The organism is Pseudomonas sp. S32 (genome assembly GCF_016648095.1).
Taxonomy (GTDB): domain Bacteria; phylum Pseudomonadota; class Gammaproteobacteria; order Pseudomonadales; family Pseudomonadaceae; genus Aquipseudomonas; species Aquipseudomonas parafulva.
This window is the reverse complement of sequence record NZ_JACVVF010000021.1, coordinates 37,217-60,931: the sequence shown is the minus strand read 5'-3', so window position 1 is coordinate 60,931 and position 23,715 is coordinate 37,217. Positions and strand designations below refer to the sequence as shown.

At 59.7% G+C, this 23,715-nt stretch carries 17 protein-coding genes and 6 pseudogenes; 10 read left to right on the top strand and 13 right to left on the bottom strand.

Going from position 1 to position 23,715, the window contains the following annotated elements; translation table 11 throughout:
• The first annotated feature begins 153 nt into the window (after positions 1-153).
• From IAE38_RS13580 to IAE38_RS13565, 4 genes are all read left to right on the top strand, one after another.
• Entirely contained in the window at positions 154-2,871 is a 2,718-nt protein-coding gene (locus IAE38_RS13580) for a LuxR C-terminal-related transcriptional regulator (RefSeq protein WP_201217997.1), read from the top strand.
• Between the two features lie 159 nt (positions 2,872-3,030).
• Positions 3,031-4,638 carry a response regulator gene (locus tag IAE38_RS13575; RefSeq protein WP_201163750.1) on the top strand — a complete coding sequence of 536 codons (1,608 nt, stop codon included), beginning with the start codon at positions 3,031-3,033 and terminating at the stop codon, positions 4,636-4,638.
• A complete protein-coding gene (locus IAE38_RS13570; protein ID WP_028631653.1) occupies positions 4,635-5,327 on the top strand; it encodes a sensor histidine kinase in 693 nt (230 codons plus the stop codon). Before IAE38_RS13575 ends, IAE38_RS13570 begins: the two co-directional genes overlap by 4 nt.
• 102 nt (positions 5,328-5,429) lie before the next feature.
• Positions 5,430-6,146, top strand: coding sequence for an OmpA family protein (locus tag IAE38_RS13565; protein ID WP_028631652.1), 717 nt, complete (start codon positions 5,430-5,432; stop codon positions 6,144-6,146).
• 241 nt (positions 6,147-6,387) lie between these two features.
• On the opposite strand, the gene pta is transcribed toward IAE38_RS13565, so the two are convergent.
• Complete coding sequence (pta, locus tag IAE38_RS13560) at positions 6,388-8,475, bottom strand: phosphate acetyltransferase (protein ID WP_201217996.1); 2,088 nt, start codon at positions 8,473-8,475, stop codon at positions 6,388-6,390.
• A 94-nt stretch (positions 8,476-8,569) separates the two neighbouring features.
• A pseudogene (locus IAE38_RS23900) lies at positions 8,570-8,689 on the bottom strand (DUF3565 domain-containing protein); the annotation flags it as partial.
• On the opposite strand from IAE38_RS23900, the gene IAE38_RS13555 reads away from it, so the two are divergent.
• Entirely contained in the window at positions 8,688-9,173 is a 486-nt protein-coding gene (locus IAE38_RS13555) for an FKBP-type peptidyl-prolyl cis-trans isomerase (RefSeq protein ID WP_201163752.1), read from the top strand. The pseudogene IAE38_RS23900 and the gene IAE38_RS13555 sit on opposite strands and share 2 nt — an antisense overlap.
• A 145-nt stretch (positions 9,174-9,318) precedes the next feature.
• Entirely contained in the window at positions 9,319-9,801 is a 483-nt protein-coding gene (locus IAE38_RS13550) for a glutathione peroxidase (protein WP_082428410.1), read from the top strand.
• Positions 9,802-9,892: 91 nt separating this feature from the next.
• Here the strand turns inward: IAE38_RS13550 and IAE38_RS13545 are convergent.
• Positions 9,893-11,044, bottom strand: a pseudogene (locus IAE38_RS13545) (glycosyltransferase family 4 protein); the annotation flags it as partial.
• Between the two features lie 171 nt (positions 11,045-11,215).
• On the opposite strand from IAE38_RS13545, the pseudogene IAE38_RS24325 reads away from it, so the two are divergent.
• A pseudogene (locus tag IAE38_RS24325) lies at positions 11,216-11,992 on the top strand (PAS domain-containing protein); the annotation flags it as partial.
• A gap of 108 nt (positions 11,993-12,100) precedes the next feature.
• Positions 12,101-12,532 (top strand): methyl-accepting chemotaxis protein, encoded by a 432-nt coding sequence (locus tag IAE38_RS24320; RefSeq protein ID WP_442968292.1) that lies wholly within the window; start codon positions 12,101-12,103, stop codon positions 12,530-12,532.
• Between the two features lie 89 nt (positions 12,533-12,621).
• On the opposite strand, the gene IAE38_RS13535 is transcribed toward IAE38_RS24320, so the two are convergent.
• From IAE38_RS13535 to IAE38_RS13525, 3 genes are all read right to left on the bottom strand, one after another.
• Complete coding sequence (locus IAE38_RS13535) at positions 12,622-15,042, bottom strand: TonB-dependent siderophore receptor (protein WP_201217993.1); 2,421 nt, start codon at positions 15,040-15,042, stop codon at positions 12,622-12,624.
• A gap of 85 nt (positions 15,043-15,127) precedes the next feature.
• Positions 15,128-16,048, bottom strand: a complete 921-nt coding sequence (locus IAE38_RS13530; protein WP_201217991.1) for a FecR family protein — start codon at positions 16,046-16,048, stop codon at positions 15,128-15,130.
• Positions 16,045-16,557: a sigma-70 family RNA polymerase sigma factor gene (locus tag IAE38_RS13525; protein WP_201217989.1), complete on the bottom strand. Its 513-nt coding sequence runs from the start codon at positions 16,555-16,557 to the stop codon at positions 16,045-16,047. Before IAE38_RS13525 ends, IAE38_RS13530 begins: the two co-directional genes overlap by 4 nt.
• A gap of 198 nt (positions 16,558-16,755) precedes the next feature.
• On the opposite strand from IAE38_RS13525, the pseudogene IAE38_RS13520 reads away from it, so the two are divergent.
• Positions 16,756-17,275 (top strand): annotated as a pseudogene (locus tag IAE38_RS13520) (IS3 family transposase); the annotation flags it as partial.
• 325 nt (positions 17,276-17,600) lie between these two features.
• On the opposite strand, the gene IAE38_RS24315 reads toward IAE38_RS13520, so the two are convergent.
• The 6 genes and pseudogenes from IAE38_RS24315 to IAE38_RS13490 form a co-directional block, all read right to left on the bottom strand.
• Positions 17,601-18,035, bottom strand: a complete 435-nt coding sequence (locus tag IAE38_RS24315; protein ID WP_442968291.1) for a DUF7832 domain-containing protein — start codon at positions 18,033-18,035, stop codon at positions 17,601-17,603.
• Positions 18,036-18,234: 199 nt separating this feature from the next.
• A pseudogene (locus IAE38_RS23895) lies at positions 18,235-18,697 on the bottom strand (IS3 family transposase); the annotation flags it as partial.
• 117 nt (positions 18,698-18,814) lie between these two features.
• The gene (locus IAE38_RS13505) at positions 18,815-19,321 is read right to left on the bottom strand and encodes a hypothetical protein (RefSeq protein WP_201217983.1); all 507 of its coding nucleotides are present in this window, start codon (positions 19,319-19,321) and stop codon (positions 18,815-18,817) included.
• Positions 19,318-20,439, bottom strand: a complete 1,122-nt coding sequence (locus IAE38_RS13500; protein ID WP_201217981.1) for a hypothetical protein — start codon at positions 20,437-20,439, stop codon at positions 19,318-19,320. The genes IAE38_RS13505 and IAE38_RS13500 overlap by 4 nt, the downstream gene beginning before the upstream one ends.
• 6 nt (positions 20,440-20,445) lie before the next feature.
• Positions 20,446-20,802 (bottom strand): DUF4150 domain-containing protein, encoded by a 357-nt coding sequence (locus IAE38_RS13495; RefSeq protein ID WP_201217979.1) that lies wholly within the window; start codon positions 20,800-20,802, stop codon positions 20,446-20,448.
• Positions 20,795-22,165, bottom strand: a complete 1,371-nt coding sequence (locus tag IAE38_RS13490) for a DUF2169 family type VI secretion system accessory protein (protein WP_201217977.1) — start codon at positions 22,163-22,165, stop codon at positions 20,795-20,797. The genes IAE38_RS13495 and IAE38_RS13490 overlap by 8 nt, the downstream gene beginning before the upstream one ends.
• Positions 22,166-22,591: 426 nt before the next feature.
• On the opposite strand from IAE38_RS13490, the pseudogene IAE38_RS13485 reads away from it, so the two are divergent.
• A pseudogene (locus IAE38_RS13485) lies at positions 22,592-22,834 on the top strand (transposase); the annotation flags it as partial.
• A gap of 21 nt (positions 22,835-22,855) precedes the next feature.
• On the opposite strand, the gene cysZ reads toward IAE38_RS13485, so the two are convergent.
• Positions 22,856-23,620 carry a sulfate transporter CysZ gene (cysZ, locus tag IAE38_RS13480; RefSeq protein WP_201217975.1) on the bottom strand — a complete coding sequence of 255 codons (765 nt, stop codon included), beginning with the start codon at positions 23,618-23,620 and terminating at the stop codon, positions 22,856-22,858.
• Between the last annotated feature and the right edge of the window lie 95 nt (positions 23,621-23,715).

Genomic DNA, 23,715 nt, shown 5'->3' with positions numbered 1-23,715 from the left:
CCCCCGCCTTAGCCTCTGTCCATCGCCGTTGTTGCTTTTTGTCGTAGTCTTTTCCCCAGCATTCGCCCCGCTTTGCCTTCAAATGCGCGACGTTAACCGCTAGTCTCGCAAACACCGCTATCGCCGTATTCTTCCAACCAGAACGAGCCGGCCATGTCAGACCTGTCCCGTACGAACGGATTCGCCAGCCAGGCCATGGGCTTGCTGGACGGGCGTTTCTTCCGGCCACCCTTGCCCGATGGCCATGTCGCTCGCCAGCGCCTGTGCCAACGCTTGCACGCGGGGCTGGGTGGGCGCTTGCTGCTGGTCAGTGCACCTGCGGGGTTTGGCAAAAGCTGCCTCGCTATCGAGTTCTGCGAGGCGCTACCGGCCCATTGGCGTAGCCTGTGGCTGGGCTTGAGCCCGCGTGATGCCGACCCGGGTCGCTTCCTCGAACGCCTGCTCGAGGGCCTGCAACAACACTGCCCGGCCGTGGGCGGGCAGGCCATGGGTTTGTTGAAGATGCGCCAGCGTCATCAGCCGTTCGCCTTCGAGCAATGGCTCGATGGCCTGGTCGATGAGCTGGCGCTGTATTTCCAGGCTGATACGCCATTGCTGCTGGTGCTGGATGACTACCATCTGGCCCAGGGCCCTGTGCTCGATGGTTGCCTGCAGTTCTTCCTCAACCACCTGCCTGCTGGCCTGGTGCTGCTGGTCACCAGCCGACAGCGGCCTGACTGGCACCTGGCTCGCCTGCGCCTGTCACGGCAATTGGCCGAGTTGAGCGAACAAGACCTGCGCCTGACCGTGGATGAAGCCCTGGCGGTTATCGGCCGCAAGCCCACCAGCCTGCGCGGCCAGGCACTGGACAACCTGATCCAGCGCAGTGATGGCTGGGTGGCGGGCCTGCGCTTCTGGCAACTGGCTGCCAGTGAGTCGGCTGACGACCAGGCCTTGCCCCAGGCACTGCATGGCGGGGAAGGGCTGATCCGTGACTATCTGCTCGAAGAGGTCATCGACATGCTGCCTGCCGACGTGCAGGCCTTTCTCGATGAAACTGCTTGCCAGGAACGGTTCTGCGCGCCCCTGTGCGATGCACTACGGGTACGGAATGACAGCGCCGCCATCCTGGGTTTTCTGCAAGCGCACCAGGTATTTCTGGTGCCCCTGGACGAACACGGCCGCTGGTTCCGCTATCACCACCTGTTTTCCGACCTGTTGCGCAGCCGTCAGCAAAGCGAGCCGCTGGCTGGCCGGCACCTGCGCGCCTGCCGTTGGTTCCAGGCCCAGGGTTTGCTGGACGAAGCCGTAGAGCAGGCGCTGCGCGGCGGGCACCTGGATGTGGCGGCCGACCTTGTGCAAAGCCTTTCAGAAGAACAACTGCTGGCCGAACAGAACGTCGGCATGCTGTTGCGCTGGAAGATGGACCTGCCCGACAGCCTGCTGATCAGTACCCCTCGGTTGATCGTGCTGTACAGCTGGGCACTGGGCCTTGCCTGCCAGCTGGACGCGGCCGAGGAACTGGCCGGCTACCTCAGCCGCTTTCTGCCCGCGCCCTCTGCCAGCGCGCAGAAATCCATGCTGGCGCAATGGCTGGCACTCAGTGGCGTGATCGCCCGGGGCCGCGGTGATCGCGAGCGAACCCTGGCTTACTGCAGCGAAGCGCTGCACAGCCTGCCTTGCAAGCGTTACGGCCAGCGCCTGGTATGCCTGTCCACCTTGTCCAACCTGGCCATTGCCGAGGGTGACTTCTGGCGTGCCCGCGGCTGGAACCGCGAAGCGCTCGAGCTGGCCCAGCGGGTCGGCAACCCGTTGTTCGAAGCATTGGCCCATTACGACCGCGCGCGCGTGCTGCACGCCCGTGGCGAGGTGCTGCGTGCGCTCGATGAAGTGCGCCAGGGCCTGCAGCGCCTGCAAGGGCTTTCGGCACAACGCCTGTATGCCATTCGCGCACGTTTGACCCTGTACGACGGCTACCTGCAGGTGTCGCGCCTGAACCCCGTGCAGGGCCGTGCCCGCTTGCGCGCGGGCCTCGGTGAAGCCCGCGCCTGCCGCGACATCAGCGTGCTCATCGGCCATTGCGTAATTGCCACCCTCGACGGGCGTGAAGGGCATTTTGCCGAAGCGTTTACCGAACTGGCCGAAGCAGAGCGCCTGATGCATATCTGGGACGTGCCGCCTGTGTACTACCTGGCCATGATCACCTTGGTGAAATGCGAGCTATGGCTGGCACAAGGGCGCACAGACCTGGCCGAGTCCTGGCTGCAGCGCCTGGGCCAGACCTATGGGGGGGAACAACCGGCCCTGGCCCCCGAGTTCCACCCCTTGTTGCCGTGCCATGTGGCGTTGCAGCAGGCATGGCTGGACCGCAGCCGTGCGCGCTGTGAGGAGGCCGCGCAGCGCCTGGAGGCGCTGGTCGCTCGCGGCCAGCGCTGTGGCGGCATGATGCTCACGGTCAGTGCGCTGGCGCAGTTGCTGGCGCTGTTGTTGGGTACTGGCCAGGCCGGCAAGGCCGCGCAATGGCTGCCGGGTTTGCTGGAAGCTGCCCGTGGCGGGGTACTGCAGCCTTTTCAGGTACTGCTCGAACAGCACCCGCAGTGGCTGGCCGAGCAGTTGCAGGGGCATGCCAGCTGCCCGGTCCAGGGCGAACTGCTGCAGCGCCTGCCAAAAGTTGCCAGTACCGGCGCCCCTGGCATGGAGGCCTTGAGCGGCCGCGAGCTGGCGGTGCTCGAGCTGATCGCTCAAGGCTGGTCTAACCAACAGATCAGCGAGCGCTTGTTCATTTCGCTGCACACCGTCAAAACCCACGCCAGCCATATCAACAGCAAGCTGGGTGTGGAGCGCCGTACCCAGGCCGTGGCCAGGGCAAAATCCCTCGGCTTGCTGGCGTGACGCTGGCCCAGCGGGCGGCTGCTCGCTAAAATGCTGGCTTGGGGCCAGCCTGCAGGAACGCAGCTGCCCGCTTTCATCTTTTCCGAGCAGCTGCCGATACAGCGATCGGTGGCATCGCCTCGCGCGGTTTTTCCCATTATTCCAAGGCAGGTCGTGTTGATGCTGCAGTTCGGGCAAAAGAGCTTTCTGATCGTCGACGACTTCACCGACTTCCGCACCTCGACCCGCTCCATGTTGCGCGAGCTGGGCGTGCGGGACGTCGATACCGCCGACAGTGGCGAGCAGGCATTGCGGATGTGCGCACAGAAGCGCTACGACTTCATCCTGCAGGATTTTCACCTGGGCGATGGCAAGAAGAACGGCCAGCAGGTGCTTGAAGACCTGATCATCGACAAGCACATCAGCCATGAATGCGTGTTCATCATGGTGACGGCCGAAAGCAGCCAGGCCATTGTGCTCAGCGCCATCGAGCATGAGCCGGACGCCTACCTGACCAAGCCCTTTAACCGGGTTGGCCTGGCCCAGCGGGTCGAGAAACTGTACCAGCGCAAGACCTTGCTCAAGCCCATCCTCCAGGCACTGGACCGCAATCGCCCTGGTGAGGTGCTGGCGGCCTGCGCAGAGCTGTGCAAAAAAGACCCGCGCCTGGCGCCGCTATGCCTGCGCTACCGGGCCGATGCGTTACGCAACCTCAACCGGTTCGAAGAGCTGGAGAAGTTTCTCAAGGCCATCCTGGCCAGCCGCCCCCAGCCCTGGGTGTACGCCGCATTGGGCAGCCTGATGCACAAGCGTGGGCAGAATGCCCAGGCGCAAGCGGTGTATGAACAAGCGCTCAAGGCGTTCCCCATCATGCCAGCCCTGTACGACGGCATTGCCGAAGTGCTGGTAGCCCAGGGCGAAACCAAACGCGCCCAGGGCCTGCTGGAAGAGGCCGTGCGCCTGTCACCGCTGTCTGTAAGGCGCCAGGCGACGCTGGGCAAGCTGGCACTGGCCAACGAAGACTTCGACAGCGCTTCCAAGGCCTTCCGCCACGCCGTCACCCAGGGGCAAAGCTCGCGTTACAAAGACGCCGAGAACAACCTGGGCCTGGCCCAGGCACTGATGAGCCGCAACGCCGGGTTCGGTCTGGATGCCCGTACCCGTGTCGAGATCAACACCACCCTCAGTGAAGTGGCCAAGGAAAACCCTGAAGACCAGGGTTTGCAGGTTCGAGCGCGGATGATGAAGGCCGCCAGCCTGCAGCAGGCCGGTGACCCTGAAACCGCTGCCAAGCTGACGGAGCAGGCGGTGTTGCGTCTGGAAAAGATGAACCAGTTCTTCTCGGTGGATGCTGCCCTCACGGTTGCCCGGCAGTTGCAGGCCATGGGTCAGGATGCAGCGGCCACCGTGGTGCTCAGGAACTGTGTGGAGAGTTATGGCGACGACCCCAAGGTCATGGAAAAAGTGGGCAAGCTGACCGACGACCCAAGCGTGCTCAACGCCATTACCGAAGCCGTCACGCTCAACCGTCAGGGCGTGCGCAGTTACCAGGGAGGTCAGCTTGGCGAGGCGTTGCAGATGTTCCGCAAGGCACTGGGCCTGCAGCCCAAAAACATCAGCATCGCCCTCAATACCGCCCAGGCGCTGCTGCGCATCGGCGGTGAAAATCCTCAGCCTGCGATCATGCAGGAATGCCGTGACGCCTTGACCAGCGTGGCCGGCATTCCTGCCAGCGATAACCGCTATGACCGCTACCGCAAACTGCATACCCGGGTGTTCGGCGCATGAATCAAGACAATCAGGGGCTGGATTTTTCCACGGTGATCGCCTCCACCGTGCACGACCTGAAAAATTCGCTCTCCGCGCTGATCCAGTCCCACAGCCAGTGGGTACAGCGCCTGCCCGAGGAACTGCGTGGCGGCGTGGAGCAGGGCGTGATGGAGCACGAGTTCCGTCACCTCAATGGCATGCTCGTGCAACTGCTGGGGCTTTATAAGCTGGGCGTCAACCAGCTGCCTGTGTGCCCCGACTACCACGAGCTGGACGACTTCATCGAAGCCCAGCTGGCGGCTCACGAGGAGGTGCTGCAGCACAATGCCATTCAGGCAAGCTGGCGCATCGACACCGATAACCCGCTGGGCTTCTTCGACCGCGAGCTGGTGGCATCGGTAATCGCCAACGTGATCACCAACGCCACGCGCTTCGCCGAGCAGGCGCTGTTGATTACCATCGAGGAAGCGGACAACCAGTTGGCCATCTGCGTGAACGATGACGGCCCGGGCTACCCACAGCGCATGATCGACCGGCAGCAGGAGTACATCCAGGGCATCGATTCCAACAGTGGCAGCACGGGGCTGGGCCTTTACTTTGCTGCACGCATTGCCGCCTTGCATGAAAGCAACGGGGTGCAGGGGCGGATCGAGATCTCCAACGGGGGCGAGCTGGGCGGCGGGTTGTTCAAACTGTTCCTGCCGTGATGAAGACTCCTTCATGGAATTTTCCTTTACCGGGGCACTCCAACCCTGGCATAGAGCCGTTTCAGATCTACCGCCTTCACGACTTACAGTAGGAGCTTGCCCATGTTCAACATGCGTCGCCTGATTATCGTCGGAACTGCCGCTGCCATGATGGCCGGCTGTGCTGGCCAGAACCCCTACGAGAACCAGGGGCAAGGCTCTGGTGGCATGAGCAAGACCGCCAAGTACGGTGGCCTGGGTGCGCTGGCAGGTGCCGTTGCCGGTGCTGCCATCGACCATAACCACCGTGGCAAGGGCGCACTGATCGGCGCCGCCGCCATTGGCGCCGCAGCTGCCGGCTATGGCTATTACGCAGACAAGCAGGAAGCCGAACTGCGCGAGAAAATGGCCAACACCGGGGTGGAAGTTCAGCGCCAGGGTGACCAGATCAAGCTGATCATGCCGGGCAACATTACCTTCGCCACCGATTCGGCCAACATTTCCCCAAGCTTCTATGCGCCGCTGAACAACCTGGCAGGCTCGTTCAAGCAATTCAACCAGAACACCATCGAAGTGGTCGGCTTCACTGACAGCACCGGTAGCCGCCAGCACAACATGGACCTGTCCCAGCGCCGTGCGCAGGCGGTCAGTACCTACCTGACTTCGCAGGGCGTCGATGCTTCGCGGGTGTCGGTGCGTGGTATGGGCCCGGACCAGCCGATTGCCAGCAACGCCGATGCCAATGGCCGCGCGCAGAACCGCCGTGTGGAAGTGAACCTCAAGCCAATCCCCGGTCAGCAGTACGACCAGCAACAAGGCCAGGTACAGCAGTACCCTTGATGCTGTTAGGCAGTAAGGGGCTGCGCTGTCGCCCGGCAAGTTGAAGTCGGCAAGCAAGGCGCGGTCCCTTGTGGGAGCGGCGGTGCGGCGATCCGATTTACCCGCGAAGCATCCAGCGCGGAGCATGGCACCGGCTCCGCCGGTGTTCGCGGCTAAAGCCGCTCCCACAGGTCCTGTCAGATCAGCTTGCTACGTGCAGCTCCATGAGCTTGCGATGGGCCGCAAAGCGGCCCCAACCGCCTCAGCCCACCTCACTGGCCTGTATGGCCGTCAACGCGATGGTATGCACAATATCGTCAACCTGCGCGCCACGCGGCAGGTCATTCACCGGCTTGCGCAACCCTTGCAACATTGGCCCCAGGCTCACACCGTCGGTGCTGCGTTGCACAGCCTTGTGGGTGGTGTTGCCGGTGTTCAGATCTGGGAATACGAACACCGTCGCCCGCCCAGCTACCTGGCTGCCCGGTGCCAGGTCCCGGGCAATCGCCGGGTTGACCGCAGCGTCGTATTGCAACGGCCCATCAATCAACAGTTCTCTGGCCGCGTCCTGGGCAATGCGTGTGGCTTCACGCACCTTGTCCACTTCTTCATCACTGGCCGAGTCGCTTGAATAGCTGATCATCGCCACCCGCGGCGCAATGCCAAACGACTGGGCCGATGCTGCACTCTGCCGGGCGATCTCTGCCAGCTCCGCCGCGCTGGGGTGTGGGTTCATCACGCAATCGCCGTACACCAGCACCTGCTCGGGGAACAGCATGAAGAACACCGAGGAAACCAGGCTGGCACCCGGGGCCGTCTTGATCAGTTGCAGGGCCGGGCGAATGGTGTTGGCGGTGGAGTGCACCAGGCCAGAGACCAGGCCATCCACTTCGCCAAGGGCCAGCATCATGGTGCCGATGACCACCGGGTCTTCAAGCTGCTGTTCCGCCATTGGCGCGTTGAGGTTCTTGCTGTTGCGCAGCGCCACCATGGGTTCCACGTAACGGCCACGGATCAGCTCCGGGTCCAGCACTTCCAGGCCATCGGGCAAGGTGATGCCCTGGGCGCGTGCCACGGCCTCCACCTCGTCGGGCTTGGCCAGCAGCACGCAGCGGGCGATACCACGGGCCTGGCAGATAGCCGCCGCCTGTACCAGCAACGGCTCGGCGCCCTCGGGCAGCACGATCCGCTTGTTGGCCTGTTGCGCCCGCTGGATCAACTGGTAGCGGAACACCGCTGGCGACAGACGCAGCTCCCGAGGGGTGCCGCAACGCTGGTGCAGCCAGGCTGCGTCGAGGTGGCTGGCAACGAAGTCGGTGATGAATTCGGCCCGTTCGCGGTCGTCCACCGGGATTTCCCGGTTCAGCGAATTGAGGCGGTTGGCGGTGTCGTAGGAGCCGGTGCTCACCGACAGGATCGGCAGCCCGGCCTGCAGCGCGCCCCGGCACAGGCCCAGAATGCGAGCGTCCGGCTTGCTGTCGCTGGTCAGCAGCAACCCGGCCAGAGGCACGCCGTTGATGGCGGCGAGGCTGACGGCCAGGATGATGTCGTCGCGGTCGCCGGGTGTGACCACCAGCGTACCCGGCGTGAGCAGCGGCACGGTGTTGGCCACGGTACGCGCGCAGATGATGATCTTGCTCATGCGCCGTTGTTCGTAGTCGCCGGCGTTGAGAACCTGGGCACCCAGCAGGTCAGCCACGTCGCGGGTACGCGGGGCGTTCAGTTCGGGCTGGTAAGGGATGCACCCCAGCAGGCGGAAGTCGTCGCCACGCAACAGTGGCGAGTGCTCGCGAAGGCGGGTAGAGAACGCCGCCATGCTTTCATCGGTGCGTACCTTGTTGAGGATGACACCGAGCACTTTCGGGTCCCTTGGGCCTCCGAACAGCTGAGCCTGCAGCTCGACCCGGCCAGACAGCTCGCTGAGCACTTCATGCTCGGCGGCTGACACCAGAATCACCTCGGCGTCCAGGCTTTTGGCCAGGTGCAGGTTCACCCGCGCGGCGTAGCTGGCATGACGGGTAGGCACCATGCCTTCGACCACCACCACGTCGTTACCGACACAGGCTTGCCGATACAGGGTAATGATGCCTTCAAGCAATTCGTCCAGCTGGCCATCGCCCAGCATGCGCTCCACCTGCCCCAGGCTCATGGGCGTGGGGGGCTTGATGCCATGGGTGCGGGCAACCAGCTCGGTGGACCTCTCCGGGCCCGTGTCGCCTGGGTGCGGCTGGGCGATCGGTTTGAAGAACCCGACCTTCAACCCGGCGCGCTCCAGGGTGCGGATCAGGCCCAGGCTGATGGAGGTAAGGCCGACGCCGAAGTCGGTTGGCGCTATGAAAAAAGTCTGCATGCGTGCTTCTCAAGATAAGCGGTGCAATGAATCAACGGTCAAGGGTAGCGCTATCGGTTGCCGGTGCGCACCCGTTGCACATCAATGCCGGGTGCTGATGCAGCGCAATGATCCGACTGGTGGACCGTTGCTCGTCTGCAGGGCGTTCGCATTCGGGCGATGGCTTGGTTACACTTGCCCGTTCTACATTCTTTTGCAAAAGGTCTTGCCCCATGCTGATCGCCGCCAACAAGGCAGTCTCCATCGACTATACCCTGACCAACGACGCCGGGGAGACCATCGACAGCTCCGCCGGTGGCGCGCCGCTGGTTTACCTGCACGGTGCCGGCAACATCATCCCAGGCCTGGAAAAGGCCCTGGAAGGCAAGCAGGCCGGTGACGAGCTGAACGTCGCCATCGAGCCGGAAGACGCCTACGGCGAGTACCTCGCCGAGCTGGTAAGCACCCTGAACCGCAGCATGTTCGAAGGCGTTGACCAGCTGGAAGTGGGCATGCAGTTCCACGCTTCTGCGCCCGATGGCCAGATGCAGATCGTCACCATCCGCGACATCGACGGCGATGACGTCACCGTTGATGGCAACCACCCACTGGCTGGCCAGCGCCTGAACTTCCAGGTCAAGGTCGTCGAAGTGCGTGACGCCACCGAGGAAGAAGTTGCCCACCGTCACATCCATGGTGAAGGTGGCCATCACCACTGATTTTCTGCGCTAAGCTCAGAGAGTCGCCAGGCGCTCGGGCAAACCGTTCGGCCTTCCCAAGGGAAGCGGGCGGTTTGGACGAGCGCCTTTTTAGTGGGCGCAATTTGCCTGCGGGGTTGTCGGCATCCTGAGAGGGGGTTTCATCATGAGTGCATTTCACGACCTGAAGTTGAACGCGCTGAACGGCGGTGAGCTGCCCCTGGCGCCTTTCAAAGGCCAAGTGGTGCTGGTGGTCAACGTCGCCTCCAAATGTGGCCTGACGCCTCAGTACAAAGCGTTGGAGAATCTCTACCAGGATTACCGTGACCGCGGTTTCAACGTACTTGGCCTGCCGTGCAACCAGTTTGCCGGGCAGGAGCCGGGCACTGACAAGGACATTCAGGACTTCTGCAGCCTTAACTACGGGGTGAACTTCCCGCTGGGTGCCAAACTGGAAGTCAACGGGCCGCAGCGCCATGCGCTGTATCGGCTGTTGGCGGGCGAGGGGGCCGAGTTCCCGGGTGATATCACCTGGAATTTCGAGAAGTTTCTGGTGGGCAAGGACGGGCGGGTACTGGCGCGCTTTTCGCCGCGCACGGCGCCGGATGACCCGGCAGTGGTGCAGGCGATCGAGAAAGCGTTGGGCTGATTGCCGGGTGGTTGTGGACGGTATGAGGGGCGCTGTTTGCACGGCGTATGGCCAGCAAGCTGCCGCCAACCCGGTGGGCGCATGCGGGTAGGCTGCCTTGTTGCTGGCAAGCGCTGTGCAGGTAGCTTTCGAACTGCTCGACGATGGCCGGCCAGCCCTGGTGGCTGGCATGCTGGCGGGCATTGAGGCGCACGCGGCGCAGGGTTTCTTCTTCTTCGAGTAACCAGCAGGCAGCATCCATGAACGCTGCCTGGTCACCTGGCATGGCCAGCGCCCCGCTGTGACCGTGGCGGATATGCTGGGCGGCGGCGGCCTCGTCGTAAGCGACCACAGCCAGGCCTGAGGCCATGGCTTCGAGTACCACATTGCCAAAGGTTTCGGTCAGGCTGGGGAACAGGAACAGGTCGCCACTGGCGTAGTGCTCGGCCAGCGCTTCGCCGCGCTGGGCACCGCAGAATATGGCATCAGGCATTTGCTGCTGCAGCGCAGCGCGCTGCGGCCCATCCCCCACCACGATCAGGCGTAGACGGCATTGGGGGTGCGCCTGCTGCAAGGCGTGCATGCTTGGCGCCAGCAGGCCCAGGTTCTTTTCCACTGCCAGCCGGCCCACATGCAGCACGGCGATGTCTTCCGGGCCCAACCCCCAGCCGGCGCGCAGGGCCTGGTTGCGCCGGGCGGGGTGAAACAGGCCGGCATCCACCCCGCGCGCCAGCAATGCCAGGCGCTCGAACCCGCGGCGCTCCAGCTCCAGGCGCTGGCTGAGGCTAGGGACCAGAGTAACCGCGGTGCGCCGGTGGAACCAGCGCAGGTAATGGGTGAGCAGGCGTGCCAGCAGGCCCAGGCCATACTGGCCCGAGTACTGCGGGAAGTTGGTATGAAACCCGCTGACCACCGCGACCCCCAGGCGCCTGGCGGCGCGCAGGGCACTGAGCCCCAGCGGCCCCTCGGTGGCGATGTACAGCACATCCGGGCGTTCTCGGCGCCAGCGGCGCAACAGCCTGTGCATCGACACCTCGCCCCATTGCAGCCCAGGGTAGCCAGGTAGCGCCCAGCCCCTGCACAGCACCACTGCGGGGTCGCTCTCTGCCGCCCCGTCACCGGCCTGCCGGGGGCGCACTACCGTCACCTTGTGGCCCCGCTGGCACAGCCCCTCGCTAAGGCGGCCAAGGGTGTTGGCCACGCCGTTGATCTCGGGTGGGAAGGTTTCGCTGACCAGGACGATATGCAGGGCGGGTGTGTTCATGAAGAAAGTTTCCGCCGGCAGGGTTGCGCCAATGTGACGTGAACATGACGTAAAGATGACGCCTGTTTTGTGCCACTTCATTTTTATGAAATATTGCTGGCCTGACGCTCAAGACCCTGCCGCGCCCGCCGATTAAAGGGGTATTCGCCCTTACGCTCCAGGAGAGCGGTGATGTTCAACAACAAGCTCAAGCAAGAAATTCGTCAGCTGCGGGAAGACCTCATGACGGTCGAGCAGATCAAGAGCAGCCTCGACAGCGAGATGCTGGTCCTGCAGCTCGACCCTAACGGGCGAATTGAAATGGTCAACGGCAACTTCGAGAGCGAAATGCTCTACCGTGCCGACCAGTTGCTGGGGCGCAATATCGAAGACATCGTGCCCACCCACGTCAAGTCGCTGGATTTCTACAAGCGGCTGAAGACCGCCATCAGCCGTGGCGAGCACCTTCACGGTGCGGTACGCCTTCTGCGTGGCGATGGTCAGGAAGCCTGGCTGCGTTCAATCCTGCAGCCCGTGAAAGGCATCGATGGGCGCATCAAGTATTTCTCACTGCATTCAAGCGACCTTACCCGCACCATCGTCACCTCCCGCGAGCATGAGAGCCTGATCAAGGCACTGATGCGTTCTACGGCGGTGATCGAGTTCGACCTCGACGGCAACATCCTCACGGCCAACGACCGCTTTCTGTCTGCGGTGGGGTACCGCCTGGACCAAATTCGCGGCAAGCATCACCGCATCTTCTGCGAACCTGAAGAAGCCAACTCCACGGCCTACCAGGCGTTCTGGGACAAGCTGCGCCGTGGCGAGTACATTGCCGAGCGCTTCAAGCGCATCGATGCCCACGGGCGGGTGATCTGGCTGGAGGCGTCCTACAACCCCATCTTCAATGCCCACGATGAGCTGTACAAGGTGGTGAAGTTCGCCACTGTGATCACCGACCAGGTCAACCAGGAGCAGGCAGTGGCCAGTGCTGCGGATGTGGCCTACAACACCTCGCGCGATACCGACGACAGCGCGCGCAGGGCCACCGACGTGGTCACCCAGTCCGTCAGTGTGATGCGAGGGCTTGAGGCATCCATGCAACAGGCCGCCGAAGGTATCCAAGCGCTGGACACGCAGTCGCGGGTGATCGGCTCGATCATCAAGACCATCAGCGATATCGCTGGGCAGACCAACCTGCTGGCACTGAACGCTGCCATCGAAGCAGCCCGTGCAGGCGAGCAGGGCCGTGGTTTTGCCGTGGTGGCCGATGAGGTACGCCAGCTGGCGTCACGCACCAGCACGGCTACCGAGGAAATCGCCCGGGTGGTCCAGCAGAACGAGCAATTGGCTCAGGCCGCAGTGGCAATCATCGACACCAGCAAGCGGCAGGCCGAGGAAGGTATGGCTTTGGCGGACCAGACAGGTAACGTGATCATCGAGATCCAGGATGGGGCCAAGCGGGTTGTGGATGTTGTGGGCCAGTTTTCTAGCAGGCTTGGCCAGTAGCACGCTGTAACGCGCCCCTCCGACGTGTAGATAAGGGGCGCGCGCGCCCCCACTACGAAACCATGACGCTGATTGAACGCTCAGCTGCACTATAGGTCCGCTTTCACTGTCAGCATGAAGTTACGGGGGTCGCCGTAATAGTTGCCGAAGCCCTCTCTGCCGATACTTTGGTAGTAGTGACGGTCGAACAGGTTGTTAGCATTGAGCGCCAAGGACCAGGTGTCGTCGATGCGGTAGCCAATACGCCCATTCCACACGGCGTAGCCAGACTGCGTGTTCTTGATCGTGCCGGAGTTGTTCAGGCGGTAGTTGTCGCTTTGCGCCTCCACACCCGCACCGACACTGAAACGGTCAAGCGCCCCGCTGAGTTCGTAATTGCCCCATACCCGCAGCAAATGACGCGGTACATAGCTGTTGAAGACCGCGCCTTCGTTGGCAGCATTGATGTTGTCAAGCGTCTTGGTTTGCGTGTAGGTGTAGCCGGCCAGCAACTGCAATCGGTCGATGACTTCACCGCTGACCTCTGCTTCGAAACCCTGCGCCCGTACTTTGCCAGCATTTACGTAGCAGTAACCGTCGGGCGAGGCGCAGCTTGAGCTGTAGTCGGTCTGTGCTTGATCCTTCTGTACGGTGCGGAACAGGTTGAACGACGTATTCAGGCGGCCCTGCAGCCATTCGCCTTTGATACCAAGCTCATACGATTCTCCTACCATGGGTTTCAGCGATGCGCCGCCTTCGGCTCGGAATTGTCCTTGCGGAGTGAAGATATCGGAGTAACTGGCGTAGGCGGTCAGATTGTCACCAAGATCGTAAAGCAGGCCGGCGAAGGGCGTGACCTCACCGCTTTCAGTGCTTTTACTGTGCTCGGCGTAATCCCATGCCACGGTATAGGAGTCGCTTTCTGACGTGTACCAGCTCACACGTGTACCCAACACCACTGTTAGTGGATCGGCCAATTTTAAGCGCAGGGTGGAGTACGCGCCGTACTGTCGGGTGGTGGAATCCACCGGCCCGCCGCTGTATGAATTCGACGCGTAATCGCTATCCGCTGGCTCGGGAATGTACGGGTTGGGCGAAAAAGGATTCTGGGTCTGTGGCAACCTGATCAGCAGGTAGCTGTCGTCCTTGCGCGAGCGGCTGGCGTTGGCACCTACGATCAATTCATGTCGTTGCCCCAGCGCGTCAAAGTGACCATCGACATACGCATCAAACCCATAGTCCACTTGATCGTAGTCGAACAAACCCGAGTACATGCGCATGGCTGGGGTCGCGCCTGGGGTAAGCGTGCCTTCGGAGAATGCGTACTTGATGTCCTGACTGTTTTTGCTGTAGACACCTGCGACCTTCAACGCCCAGTCGTCATTGAACTGATGCGCAAGATCAGTGAAAACCGTAGTTCGGTGGCTTTGCCAATCGTTCCAGACCGCGCCCAGGCAAGTTGAACGGCTGAGTTTCGAGTTGCTGCCGTCGTTATAGCGCGGCAGACCATGCCAGCATGGGGTGGCGTCGACATCTTCGTATGCCACGCCTACGCCTAATGTGGTGTCAGGCGTGAAGTCATAATCCAGCGCTCCGTAGAACACTTGGTCCTGACGTGCCCCCTGATCGTAGAAGTACTGGCGGTCTTGCTTGGCAACCACCGCACGACTGCGCAGCGTGCCGCTTTCGTTCAGCGGGCCGCCCGTATCGAGCTGGCCTCGGTAGTTATCCCAACTGCCGGCAGACAGCGTGAGCTGAGTGTGCGGCGTGGTGGTGCCGCGCTTGCGCACAAAGTTCACAGCGCCTACGGTACCGCCCGATCCCTTCATCATCCCGGCGGCGCCGCGCTGCACTTCCACACGGTCATAGAGGGCCATGTCGCTGCTGAAACTGTCGGCCTGAACGTAGTTGTTGCCCAAGTCCAAAGGCACGCCGTCGTACTGGTATTGACCGAGCATCTGGAAGCCACGGGAGTAAAAATACTTGCCACCCATGGGCGAGTCATACACGGTGATGCCGGGAGTCTTTTTCATCACCTCTTCGATGGTATTGAGGTTCTGATCGTCCATGAATTGCCGCGTCATGACCGTAACCGACTGCGGTGTTTCACGGAGCGAGTGCTGGCCTTTGCTTATGGTGACCCCGCCGGTTGTGTAGGCGCCGCTGCCTTCGGTAGTGGCAGTTAACGCTGCGCCATTGATATCAGTGACCCCCAGTTCAAGTGTGCCGCTCTGCCGGCGTGTGACAACCAGCGTATTGCCTTGTTGGCTAGAGGTGAGGCCGCTGTTCTGAAGTAACTGAGCGAGCGCGGCGGAAGGTTCGAGTTGTCCATGTACAGCAGGTGCTTGACGATCAAGGACCACACTGTGGTCTACCGCTAACGTCAGGTGCGCTGCTTCCGCAAGTTGACGCAACGACGTGGCCAGCGGCTGGCTTGGTAAGTCGAGATTGATCGGTGCAGCCCATAATTGGCTGGAAGCGCTCAAGGCAATAGCCAGAGCAATAGGTTTGATAGCGCTCGGGGAAGGCATGGAAGGTCTCATGCGAGGTGGAGTTACCTACTGACGGGCCGCCTGGGCAAAACCCCAACCTACGCGATGAAAAAATCTCAGCAGTTCAACGGGCCCGTAGATAGGTGATACCGGACCTGCTAATGACCTCAATCGGCGCAATGGCCGGTAGCGCCTGAACGAAACCTTCCACATCATCCAGCTGCACGACGGCATTGACCGATGGATTGCCTTTTCCTGGAAGCACGCGTATGGGTTGCCGGTGATAGCGCGACAGGCTGATAGCGATTTCCTCCAAGCCGGCTTGGTCGAGTATCAAACGCCCTTGCTCGAACGCGAACGCATTGCTGGCGGCAAAGGCAAGTTGCTGAGGCGCTGCGTGGCTAACGCTTCTGGCAACATCGCCGGCGACCAGGACCAAACTGCCTTCATCATTTTCCACCCTCACCGAACCACGCGCTACACTGACGCGCATTTCGAGCGGGTCGCGCGTCACTGCGAACCGCGTGCCCAAAACGATTACCCGAGCCAGGCCGACATCAACTCGAAGCACTCGGCTCTGCTCGTGTGCAACATCGAGTATGACCTGCCCCTGCAATAGGTAGACCTGCCGCTGCTCTCGATCAAAGCGCACGTGCAGACGAGTATCTGCTGCAAGGTAGAGCTCGCTCCCATCTGGTAACCCGACGCGGCGGCGCTCGCCAATACCGGTAGCATATTGAGCTTCGAACGCCAATGGCGTGCGATATCGCCATGCCAGTCCGATACCTAGTACGCCAACCAGTCCCAGTAAACCTCGGCGAATGAAAGTACGACGACCCTGGCGTCGGGCCATTGCTTGGGCCAGCGCCAGGGTATTGGCCGTAGACGTGAAGTCGCCCCACAACTCGCAGAATGCTTGGTATTCCCGGGCGTGCAGCGGGTTTTCTGCCAGCCACGAACGCAGCTGTTCCTGATCGGGATGGTCTTCAGGGGCATGCAACACCCGGGTGAACCAGCTGGCCGCTTGTTCACGCACCGAGCTCATGGCGTGAGCATCTCTTTGGCATCGCGCAAATCCAGGAGCGCGCGAACAAGATGTTTTTCTACGGCAGTCACGCTGACCCCTAGAATGCGTGCGATGTCCACCCGCTTGTGCCCTTCGATACGCGCTAGCCAGAACACCTCGCGGCAACGCGGCGGCAGGTGGTCGATAATGCGTTGCAGGGCTTCCAGGCGCTGGCGCATGTCTAGCAGATGTTCTGGAGAGGGTGTGAAATGCTCGCTAAGCGATTCGCCGGCCACGGCCAAACCCTCTGGCTCGTCCAATGAACAGAAGCGGGCGGTATGGCGAAAATGATCAATCAGTACAGACTGGGCAACCCGCCGTAAATAAGCATTGGGTTGCTCGATATGCGTCTGCCGGTCAGCCAGCAGGTAGCGGATGAACGCGTCGTGCAACACATCCTGGGCCAGCTGGATGCAACCTGTGCGGCGGCCCAGACTCAACAGCAAGTCTGTATACGCCCAGCGCAGGTCTATTCGATTCCAGTTCATTGCCGCCGCGTGATCCGTGCATGCCAGGTGAGATTTGGACCTAAGAAGGATAGCGAGCCAAAAAATAAATGGGAATAGTTTCCATATAGAAATTATTCTTTACTTCCGGGTGCGTCTACCTTTGGCCGCAAGATGATCCGGATCAGCGGGAATGGGCCTGTGAGCCGTTACTGGTGGAAGCGCGCCCAGGCGGAGCCAGAACTGGTCAGCAAGCTGCCAGGGTCGCATGCGTAAAAGAAAGCGACGGTGGAGCGGCCAGACATTCCGAATATTTTGAACCGGGCGTTTGATGTCGAAGCGCCAAATCAGGTCTGGTGTGGCGACATCACTTACGTTTGGGCGCAGAGCAAATGGCACTACCTGGCAATTGTCTTGGATCTCTATGCACGCCGAGTGGTGGGGCTGGGCCTTACCAGAAAAGCCGGACGCAGACCTCGTGGTCAGAGCGCTGGACGTGGCTTACGAACAACGCGGTAAGCCTCAAGGGCTACTATTCCATTCCGACCAGGGGGCGCAGTATGGCAGCCGTCAATTCCGCCAGAGACTATGGTGCTATCGCATGCGCCAGAGCATGAGCCGCCGAGGCAACTGCTGGGATAACGCGCCGATGGAGCGAATCTTTCGCAGCTTGAAGTCAGAGTGGATACCGACCACGGGCTACCTGACCGGGCAGCAAGCCCAACGAGACATTAGCCAGTACCTGATGGACCACTACAACGTAACAACCCACAGTGCTTGAACGCAAGCAAGTCAGTAGTTTCCTCATGTTTGGATTGGCGTGAGGTGTCCAGGGGTTCCAATCTGTCACGTGTATTTCTTTTTTCTAATTGTTTGTAATGCAAAGTCTCGCTTGCTCATGCCGTCTTATGTGGAAGAGCAATGTGCGCATTTTTACATCATTTTTCAGGTGCCCACCCTCTGCGGGGTTGATGCCTTGTGCGGGCTTTGCTGAATTACAGGGTGCCAATTTGTTATGAGGGCCTACAGGCGATTTGAGGGGGATGTCTCGATGTGTGCTTGGCATAGTTCGGTCGAGCTTCCCTTCATCGTGTGAACCTTTTGCCGGCATGCCATTCTTGATAGCGGTTGTCTAGTAGTTTGCAGATTTCATCTATTTTTTTGTCGGTATATGGCTCGTAGTAAATGCTTGGGAGGTCGTCATCTGAGCGGTCCACGTAGTCATCAAGGTACATGGACTCGTAGTAGGCTGAGGCGAAGGAATTTCCTAGGTCGGATAGATCGTCATTGGTTATCTTGTCGTCGCAGCAATCCGATAGAATAACTTTGGAATTGATTACGCCTTTTCGAAAATTCTCTAATTTTTCGGGGTATGTCGATTTCAATGTTTCACCTTCTAGTCCCCGTGATATTGCCCAGCCTAGGAATATCGCTATATGAGTTCTTGCGTGGTCAGCGCCCAGTTCTTTTGGGAAGCTATTATTGTAGTGCCAATGGACGTCGTCGTAATTTATGTTCAAGTTTACTTTCTTACCTAGTTTGGGATCTTTATGTTGCCTTTGAATTCGTCACCTTTTGGGGCGTTTTTTCCTATAAGCTCGCCGCCATATTTTGCCATGGCATCATCCTTGGAGATTTGCTTTTTAGAGCGCTTTGCTCCTCCGGCCTTAACCTCAATTGCTCGGATCTTTCCAGGATCGTGTCCCAATAAGCATTGAGCTTTTTTCGCAGCACCAGCAAGGCCGCGGCTTCAGCCAACGCCGCATCCTTGCGACGCAGTTCCCGCTCCAGCTCACGGATACGATTTTTGTCCGCTCGAGACTGACCCGCACTCACATTTTTAGCAGTCGACTGCTTTGTGCTGCTGGCGATAAATGCATTACGCCAATCGGTTATCTGCTCAGGAAAAATGCCTTTTCGCCGGCAATATTCGCCGATTTCTAGCTCCGAAAGCGCTGCAGTTTCCATGATGGCCGCCATCTTGGCTTCGGCTGAACAACTCTCAGCGGGTTGCTTGGTATCGGACAATTGCGTTCCTCTGGCCCGCAGCCTGCTTGCGCCAATAATGGAGAGACATATCGCTGCAGCCCTCGCGTTCGGCGACCTCCGCCGCCGATAGGTTCAGTGGTGGAAGCATCATTTTCAGCAGTGCGGCTTTACGTTCTTCGGAATAGAAAGGCATGACTATACTCTTGTCGCCCCCGGAGTGCTTTTCAAAAAGCGGGGGGGCACGACAACTACCCTGACACCGGGGGGCTCTTGCTCCTATAGTGATTTACTCTTTTATACGTTCGCTATTCTAGTTTTCTCTGTCGTTGTCGGGCAATTTTTCTTTGGATGCTACCTTGCTCAGGTCAAGAATCTGCGGGCTGATGTCGCTGTGAATAATTTTTCTGATCATGCCGGGCTTCTTCCGGAGAGAGTAGGCGCGCATGGTTCTTATTGGTGAGAACTCAAGCCCCTCAAATTTAGAATGTCCTACAATAACTGGGGTATTGAAGTTTATATTTTTCTCATCGTCGAGGGGAAGTGTCCATTTCCCTCCGTAAGTGATGCGGACAAATTCGCCAAGATACCTGCCAAAGATCACAAGCAGACGGTCCTTGTTATCATCGTTCATGCCTTCTGACATTCTGTCGAACAGCGCTTCAAGAAGTTCAGGTGTGTTTTTTGAGATGCCGAGCTCTAGGTTTAATTCTGAGGCCTGTTCTTCTAGCCACTCAAGTTGGTCGTCCATGGCCATTAGGAAGTCATCGAAATCTTCTTCTGCGTCGATTTTATTTATGTTCACGAGGCGTTCTCTCACTGAGGGATCTGTGGGCCGGTTTTGTATCGTATTCCTGCTTTTTCAAGCGCCTCTAGGTAGGGTTTGCTGGCTCCTTTTTCAAGGATGTGTTCTACTGTCCATCCCTGCTCTACTAGAAGTGCATCTTTCTGAATGGCCAGTTGATTTTCTTTTGTGAGGCTTACTTTGCCGGTCTTAAGTTGGCCTGCATACATTTCTTTTTCCTTTAGTATGTCGATCTGACGTTTGGTTATTGGGGTTTGGAGGGTGCCTTCTTGTGCGCGCAACGTCTTTCGATACTGCGCCTCTCGGGCCAGGCCATACTGGTAGTTGCGCATGTTGGTGTCATACTGTTTGCTCCAAGCGTCTAGATCCTTCTTCCCTCCGCGACTTTGATATCTTTCCCATGCGCCCGCTTTGTGCTCGGGGCTGCCAGGGTCAAGCTTTCTCGGTTGGATTTTAGCTCCGTCGCCAGAGGCGTTCTTCCCTGCGCCACCTGCAGTCTTTCTTGCGATGTGCTCAGAACTTTTTGTTACATTGGATGCCATTGCAGCTGCTTTAGTGCCATGACGCCCTATTTTTCCAGCAGAGCCTAGGTAGCCGGCGAACGGGATCGCTGACAGTAACGACAGACCTGCGCCAACAATGTCACCTCGCGCGAGGCTTACGCCAGCATTAATTATATCTGCTGCCTCGCCGATTACAGGGGTGAGACCGATGACGTCTAGTCCGATTTGTATGCCATCTAGGATTTGCTCTCCTGTGATGCCTTCATCTTCTGTCTCTGCTTCTATCGGAGGATTTGCGTGGACTGCGGGCAACGTGCTCGGCGCTGTTTCGCCGATCAGCCGACCTATCGTGTTCCCTGATTTGATCGACGAGAAGGCAGGTAGCGTCGCTTGCTCTTTTCGGATCAGATCGGCTCGTATCCTTTCATAAGTTTCTTCATCCAGTTCGTCCACGCTATGACGCGGGTTTCCTTGAGGATCTTTGCCGTATACGTCAATGCGAACCTTGCCGTTCCCCGCGTCCTCGATGTACATGTCATCCCAACTGCCCACGCTATTGGGATTCTTGGGAAGTGGGACATGAATGCCTCGGAGGTGATGAACCCCTGGATCAATGTTTGAGTTGTCCATTAGTCATCAGCTCCCATTCATCCAAAATAGGTCGCCATGCCTGATAACTAATTTCCCCTCCGCACGAACTGTACTGCTTTTCTCCTTGGGATAGCACTTCGCACCCACTGTGCCGCTTTTGATGCCGTTAGCGACACCGGCTTGGTCACCCTGAGTGGTCGGAATGAGGCTCATGTCAAAGACCACCACGGGCTTCCCATTGGCCCGCACGGATTTGGCTGTTCCCTCCGCGATTTGCAGCTCGGCAGTCACGGGGTAGGGAACGGGGGGTGTCGCTCCCCCCATCGGGGTCTTGCAAACGTCCGGGGCAATACTCACTACCGTCCACTTGCTTTGCTTACGAGCAATAACGTTCTCAGCCATGGCGGGCATCCCCCGCTTTCCCACTGGAATTGCGGGATTTGCGCTTCAGCAGCGGCGCGTTGGGGTCTACTTCGAACCGTGCTTCCAGCACGCGCAGATCGATCCCCTTGGGAAAGCTGATGCGATGAGTGAGCGAAAGCGTCATCGCATCGGTATCGATCAGTAGCGTGTCAGTTAGACAGGGAAGTGGAAGCATTACGCCGTTATGCAGGCGAAGCAGGACAAACGGGCGATGACCCGGGAGCTCCACGCAGGCGCGCCCATTGCTGCTCAAACGGGGATCTACCAGGTTGAACAGCTCAATGCTTAGATTTGGGGGCGGAAAGGCGATTTGCTGGTCGACCGGGGCCCCATTCCAGTAGGCAAAATCGAAGTCTTCGGGCAGGCCGGGTGAGCGTTCCTGGAGCCAAGCATCGTCATAAGTACCGGCTAGCGCCAGGCGAGGTGCCCATGGGCGCCCTACAACACCAAATCCGGCAGGTTGAATGGGGTAGCTATCCGCGGCATCGCGCATTTCACTGGCGGTTACGTCCCCGTCGCGCCTCTCGCAGAAGTACGGCCCCGTGAGTTGACTGTCGATAGCTTCGATCTGCGGAGCGGGCAACTGCTTGATAAGTTCGCCAGCGTTGCGTGCTGCTTTGATGTGGTGGTCGTGAAGCCAGCCTCGACCAAGCGGATTGCTGTAGCAGACTTCATTGAGAACGGGGCGATTCTCTGGGCTGCACACTTGCTCGTTGGACGGATAGATAACGCTGCTTCCACCAAACGCATACTCCCACTGCAGCGGGACGGTCAAAGCAGGCTCTGGATCGGTGATGGACCAGCCGAAGAAACCTTTTTCAAATCGGCGCGGCCCACAAAAACGGAGGCGTTTGTCCAAGAACACCTCGCGGGTGGGAGCAGTTGCCATTCGGTGCTCAGCGTCCCGTTTGGCGTCACGGAAGGCGTACAGTTGTTCTTCGGTCAGCGGCGCGCCCGGTCGCCAAGGTTTTGGGGGTTCTACGTGCAAGACCGGTCGCGATGCAGGGGCGCTCAGGCGAACCCCTGCCTCCCAGAACTGGGTTGGTCTGCCTCCCGGCGCATGGGCATGCCCATTGATGATCACATCGCAGCGAGGCTTGAACGGGGCGAGGTCGCTTTCTTCGCGAACGCTACTCCGGCCTTCTTCACCGTAGTATTGGTCGGCCCGACACAGGGGTAGCGGATCACGATCCATGACAACGGCGCAGAGTTGACCCGGGCTATCGGCTGCCGGCTGAAGACGATAGCCCACTTTCATGGCGATGACGGGATGTTCGGTGTGCTGCAAATCCAGTGCGCTGAGGCACATGACGTCAAATGGCGTCAGGTTGCGAAATTCCATGTAGGAATATCCCCTCTATCAAGAAGAGTTGACATCCATGTCGTGAGTTTTGAGTGCGGTGGACGCCGTGCCGAGCGCACAGCCGACCGCTATCAGGTGATTCAAGTCACTTGGCTAAGGTTGTTGCTATGGAGCGGGTGGTTCGAGCGGTAGAGTGATGTCGATACTTCAAGCGTGCGTAACCTCTCCTTCGAATTGCAGGATGTCGCACGTAAGGCTGATGACGTAGCTGCAAGATTGGATCCTGCTATTTTTTGTTGTTCGAACATTACGCCCGTCGGTATGGGCTGGGGGTATCGGGACCATGCCCCCGAAAAAGCGTTCCGTCGAGCGTGCAAGTGTAAGCAGATGTTATAGCGTGGATGGCCCCGCTGCGTTGCTAGTGGGGCGTGCCCGGCATAGGGCTGTTCGCGCTGCGGTTCCGCGATGGCAAAGATCCCCAAACCGCGTCAGGGGGGCTATTTCCGAGGCTTTCTTGAGCCTCGTGGCACAGCCGAGAAGGACATGGCGGCGGTGATCCAGGAAGCCCACATCCAAGGCGCTTCCACGCGTTCGGTGGACGAGCTAGTCAAGGCCATGGGCATGACCGGCATCTCCAAGCGTCAGGTGTCACGGCCAGTCGGCAAGATCGATAAGCCCGTCCATGCCTTCCTCGATCGCCATCTGGAAAGGGCATCGCTTGCGTGATCATCAGGCGGTCTGATTGGCCGGCTTTGTGACGCGGTTACTCCCCCTCTCCCGCACCCAGAACAAGGTGGCGCCGGCCACCGCCGCCGGCATCATCAGCACGTTCACCCCAGGGATCAGCAGCGCCAGGTAAGTCACCCCGCCAAACCCCAGGCTCTGCCAGCGCTTGCTGCGCAACCAGGCGAGCATGTCCTGCCAGCTCATCTTGTTGTTGTCTGCCGGGTAGTCGATGTACTGGATGGCCATCATCCAGACGCCGAAAACCAACCACAATGGCGCAGCCACCACGTTCACCACCGGGACCAGCGAGAGGATGAACAGCCCAATGGCCCGCGGCAAAAAATACCCCAGCTTGCGCATTTCGCGGCTGAGGGTGCGGGGCACCATGGCTGCCAGCTCGCCCCAGCTGAACGCCGGGAAGTTGTCCTGGCCGCGTACCACCACTTCGACCTTTTCTGCCAGAAACCCGTTGAAGGGCGCGGCGATTACATTGGCCACCAGGGTAAAGGTGAAGAACACCATCAGGATGACCAGCGCCACGAACAAAGGCCACAGGATGTATGTGAGAAAGCTCAGCCAGCTGGGCAGGGTAGGCATCAGCGTGTCTACCCACAGGCTGAACTGATGGCCGGCAAAGTAGATCAGGCCACCGAACAGCAACAGGTTCACGGCCAGTGGCAGCAGCACGAACAGCCGCAGGTTGGGGCTCAGCACCAGTTTCAGGCCTTCACGCAGATACTGGGGGCCGGAGAGGACGGGGGCTTGCATCGGGGTACTCCGCAGAGAGTTGAAAACGCGCTGACCTTACCCGAGTTTGCCGCCTGCACCAAAGGCAACACGCTGGCGGGAAACTGCTGGTAACA

What these genes read in the sequence shown, in the direction of transcription:
- IAE38_RS13580 (WP_201217997.1), top strand. Translation starts at nt 154, where the DNA reads ATGTCAGACCTGTCCCGTACGAACGGATTCGCCAGCCAGGCCATGGGC.
- IAE38_RS13575 (WP_201163750.1), top strand. Translation starts at nt 3,031, where the DNA reads ATGCTGCAGTTCGGGCAAAAGAGCTTTCTGATCGTCGACGACTTCACC.
- IAE38_RS13570 (WP_028631653.1), top strand. Translation starts at nt 4,635, where the DNA reads ATGAATCAAGACAATCAGGGGCTGGATTTTTCCACGGTGATCGCCTCC.
- IAE38_RS13565 (WP_028631652.1), top strand. Translation starts at nt 5,430, where the DNA reads ATGTTCAACATGCGTCGCCTGATTATCGTCGGAACTGCCGCTGCCATG.
- pta (WP_201217996.1), bottom strand. Translation starts at nt 8,475, where the DNA reads ATGCAGACTTTTTTCATAGCGCCAACCGACTTCGGCGTCGGCCTTACC.
- IAE38_RS13555 (WP_201163752.1), top strand. Translation starts at nt 8,688, where the DNA reads ATGCTGATCGCCGCCAACAAGGCAGTCTCCATCGACTATACCCTGACC.
- IAE38_RS13550 (WP_082428410.1), top strand. Translation starts at nt 9,319, where the DNA reads ATGAGTGCATTTCACGACCTGAAGTTGAACGCGCTGAACGGCGGTGAG.
- IAE38_RS24320 (WP_442968292.1), top strand. Translation starts at nt 12,101, where the DNA reads ATGCGAGGGCTTGAGGCATCCATGCAACAGGCCGCCGAAGGTATCCAA.
- IAE38_RS13535 (WP_201217993.1), bottom strand. Translation starts at nt 15,042, where the DNA reads ATGCCTTCCCCGAGCGCTATCAAACCTATTGCTCTGGCTATTGCCTTG.
- IAE38_RS13530 (WP_201217991.1), bottom strand. Translation starts at nt 16,048, where the DNA reads ATGAGCTCGGTGCGTGAACAAGCGGCCAGCTGGTTCACCCGGGTGTTG.
- IAE38_RS13525 (WP_201217989.1), bottom strand. Translation starts at nt 16,557, where the DNA reads ATGAACTGGAATCGAATAGACCTGCGCTGGGCGTATACAGACTTGCTG.
- IAE38_RS13500 (WP_201217981.1), bottom strand. Translation starts at nt 20,439, where the DNA reads ATGGACAACTCAAACATTGATCCAGGGGTTCATCACCTCCGAGGCATT.
- IAE38_RS13495 (WP_201217979.1), bottom strand. Translation starts at nt 20,802, where the DNA reads ATGGCTGAGAACGTTATTGCTCGTAAGCAAAGCAAGTGGACGGTAGTG.
- IAE38_RS13490 (WP_201217977.1), bottom strand. Translation starts at nt 22,165, where the DNA reads ATGGAATTTCGCAACCTGACGCCATTTGACGTCATGTGCCTCAGCGCA.
- cysZ (WP_201217975.1), bottom strand. Translation starts at nt 23,620, where the DNA reads ATGCAAGCCCCCGTCCTCTCCGGCCCCCAGTATCTGCGTGAAGGCCTG.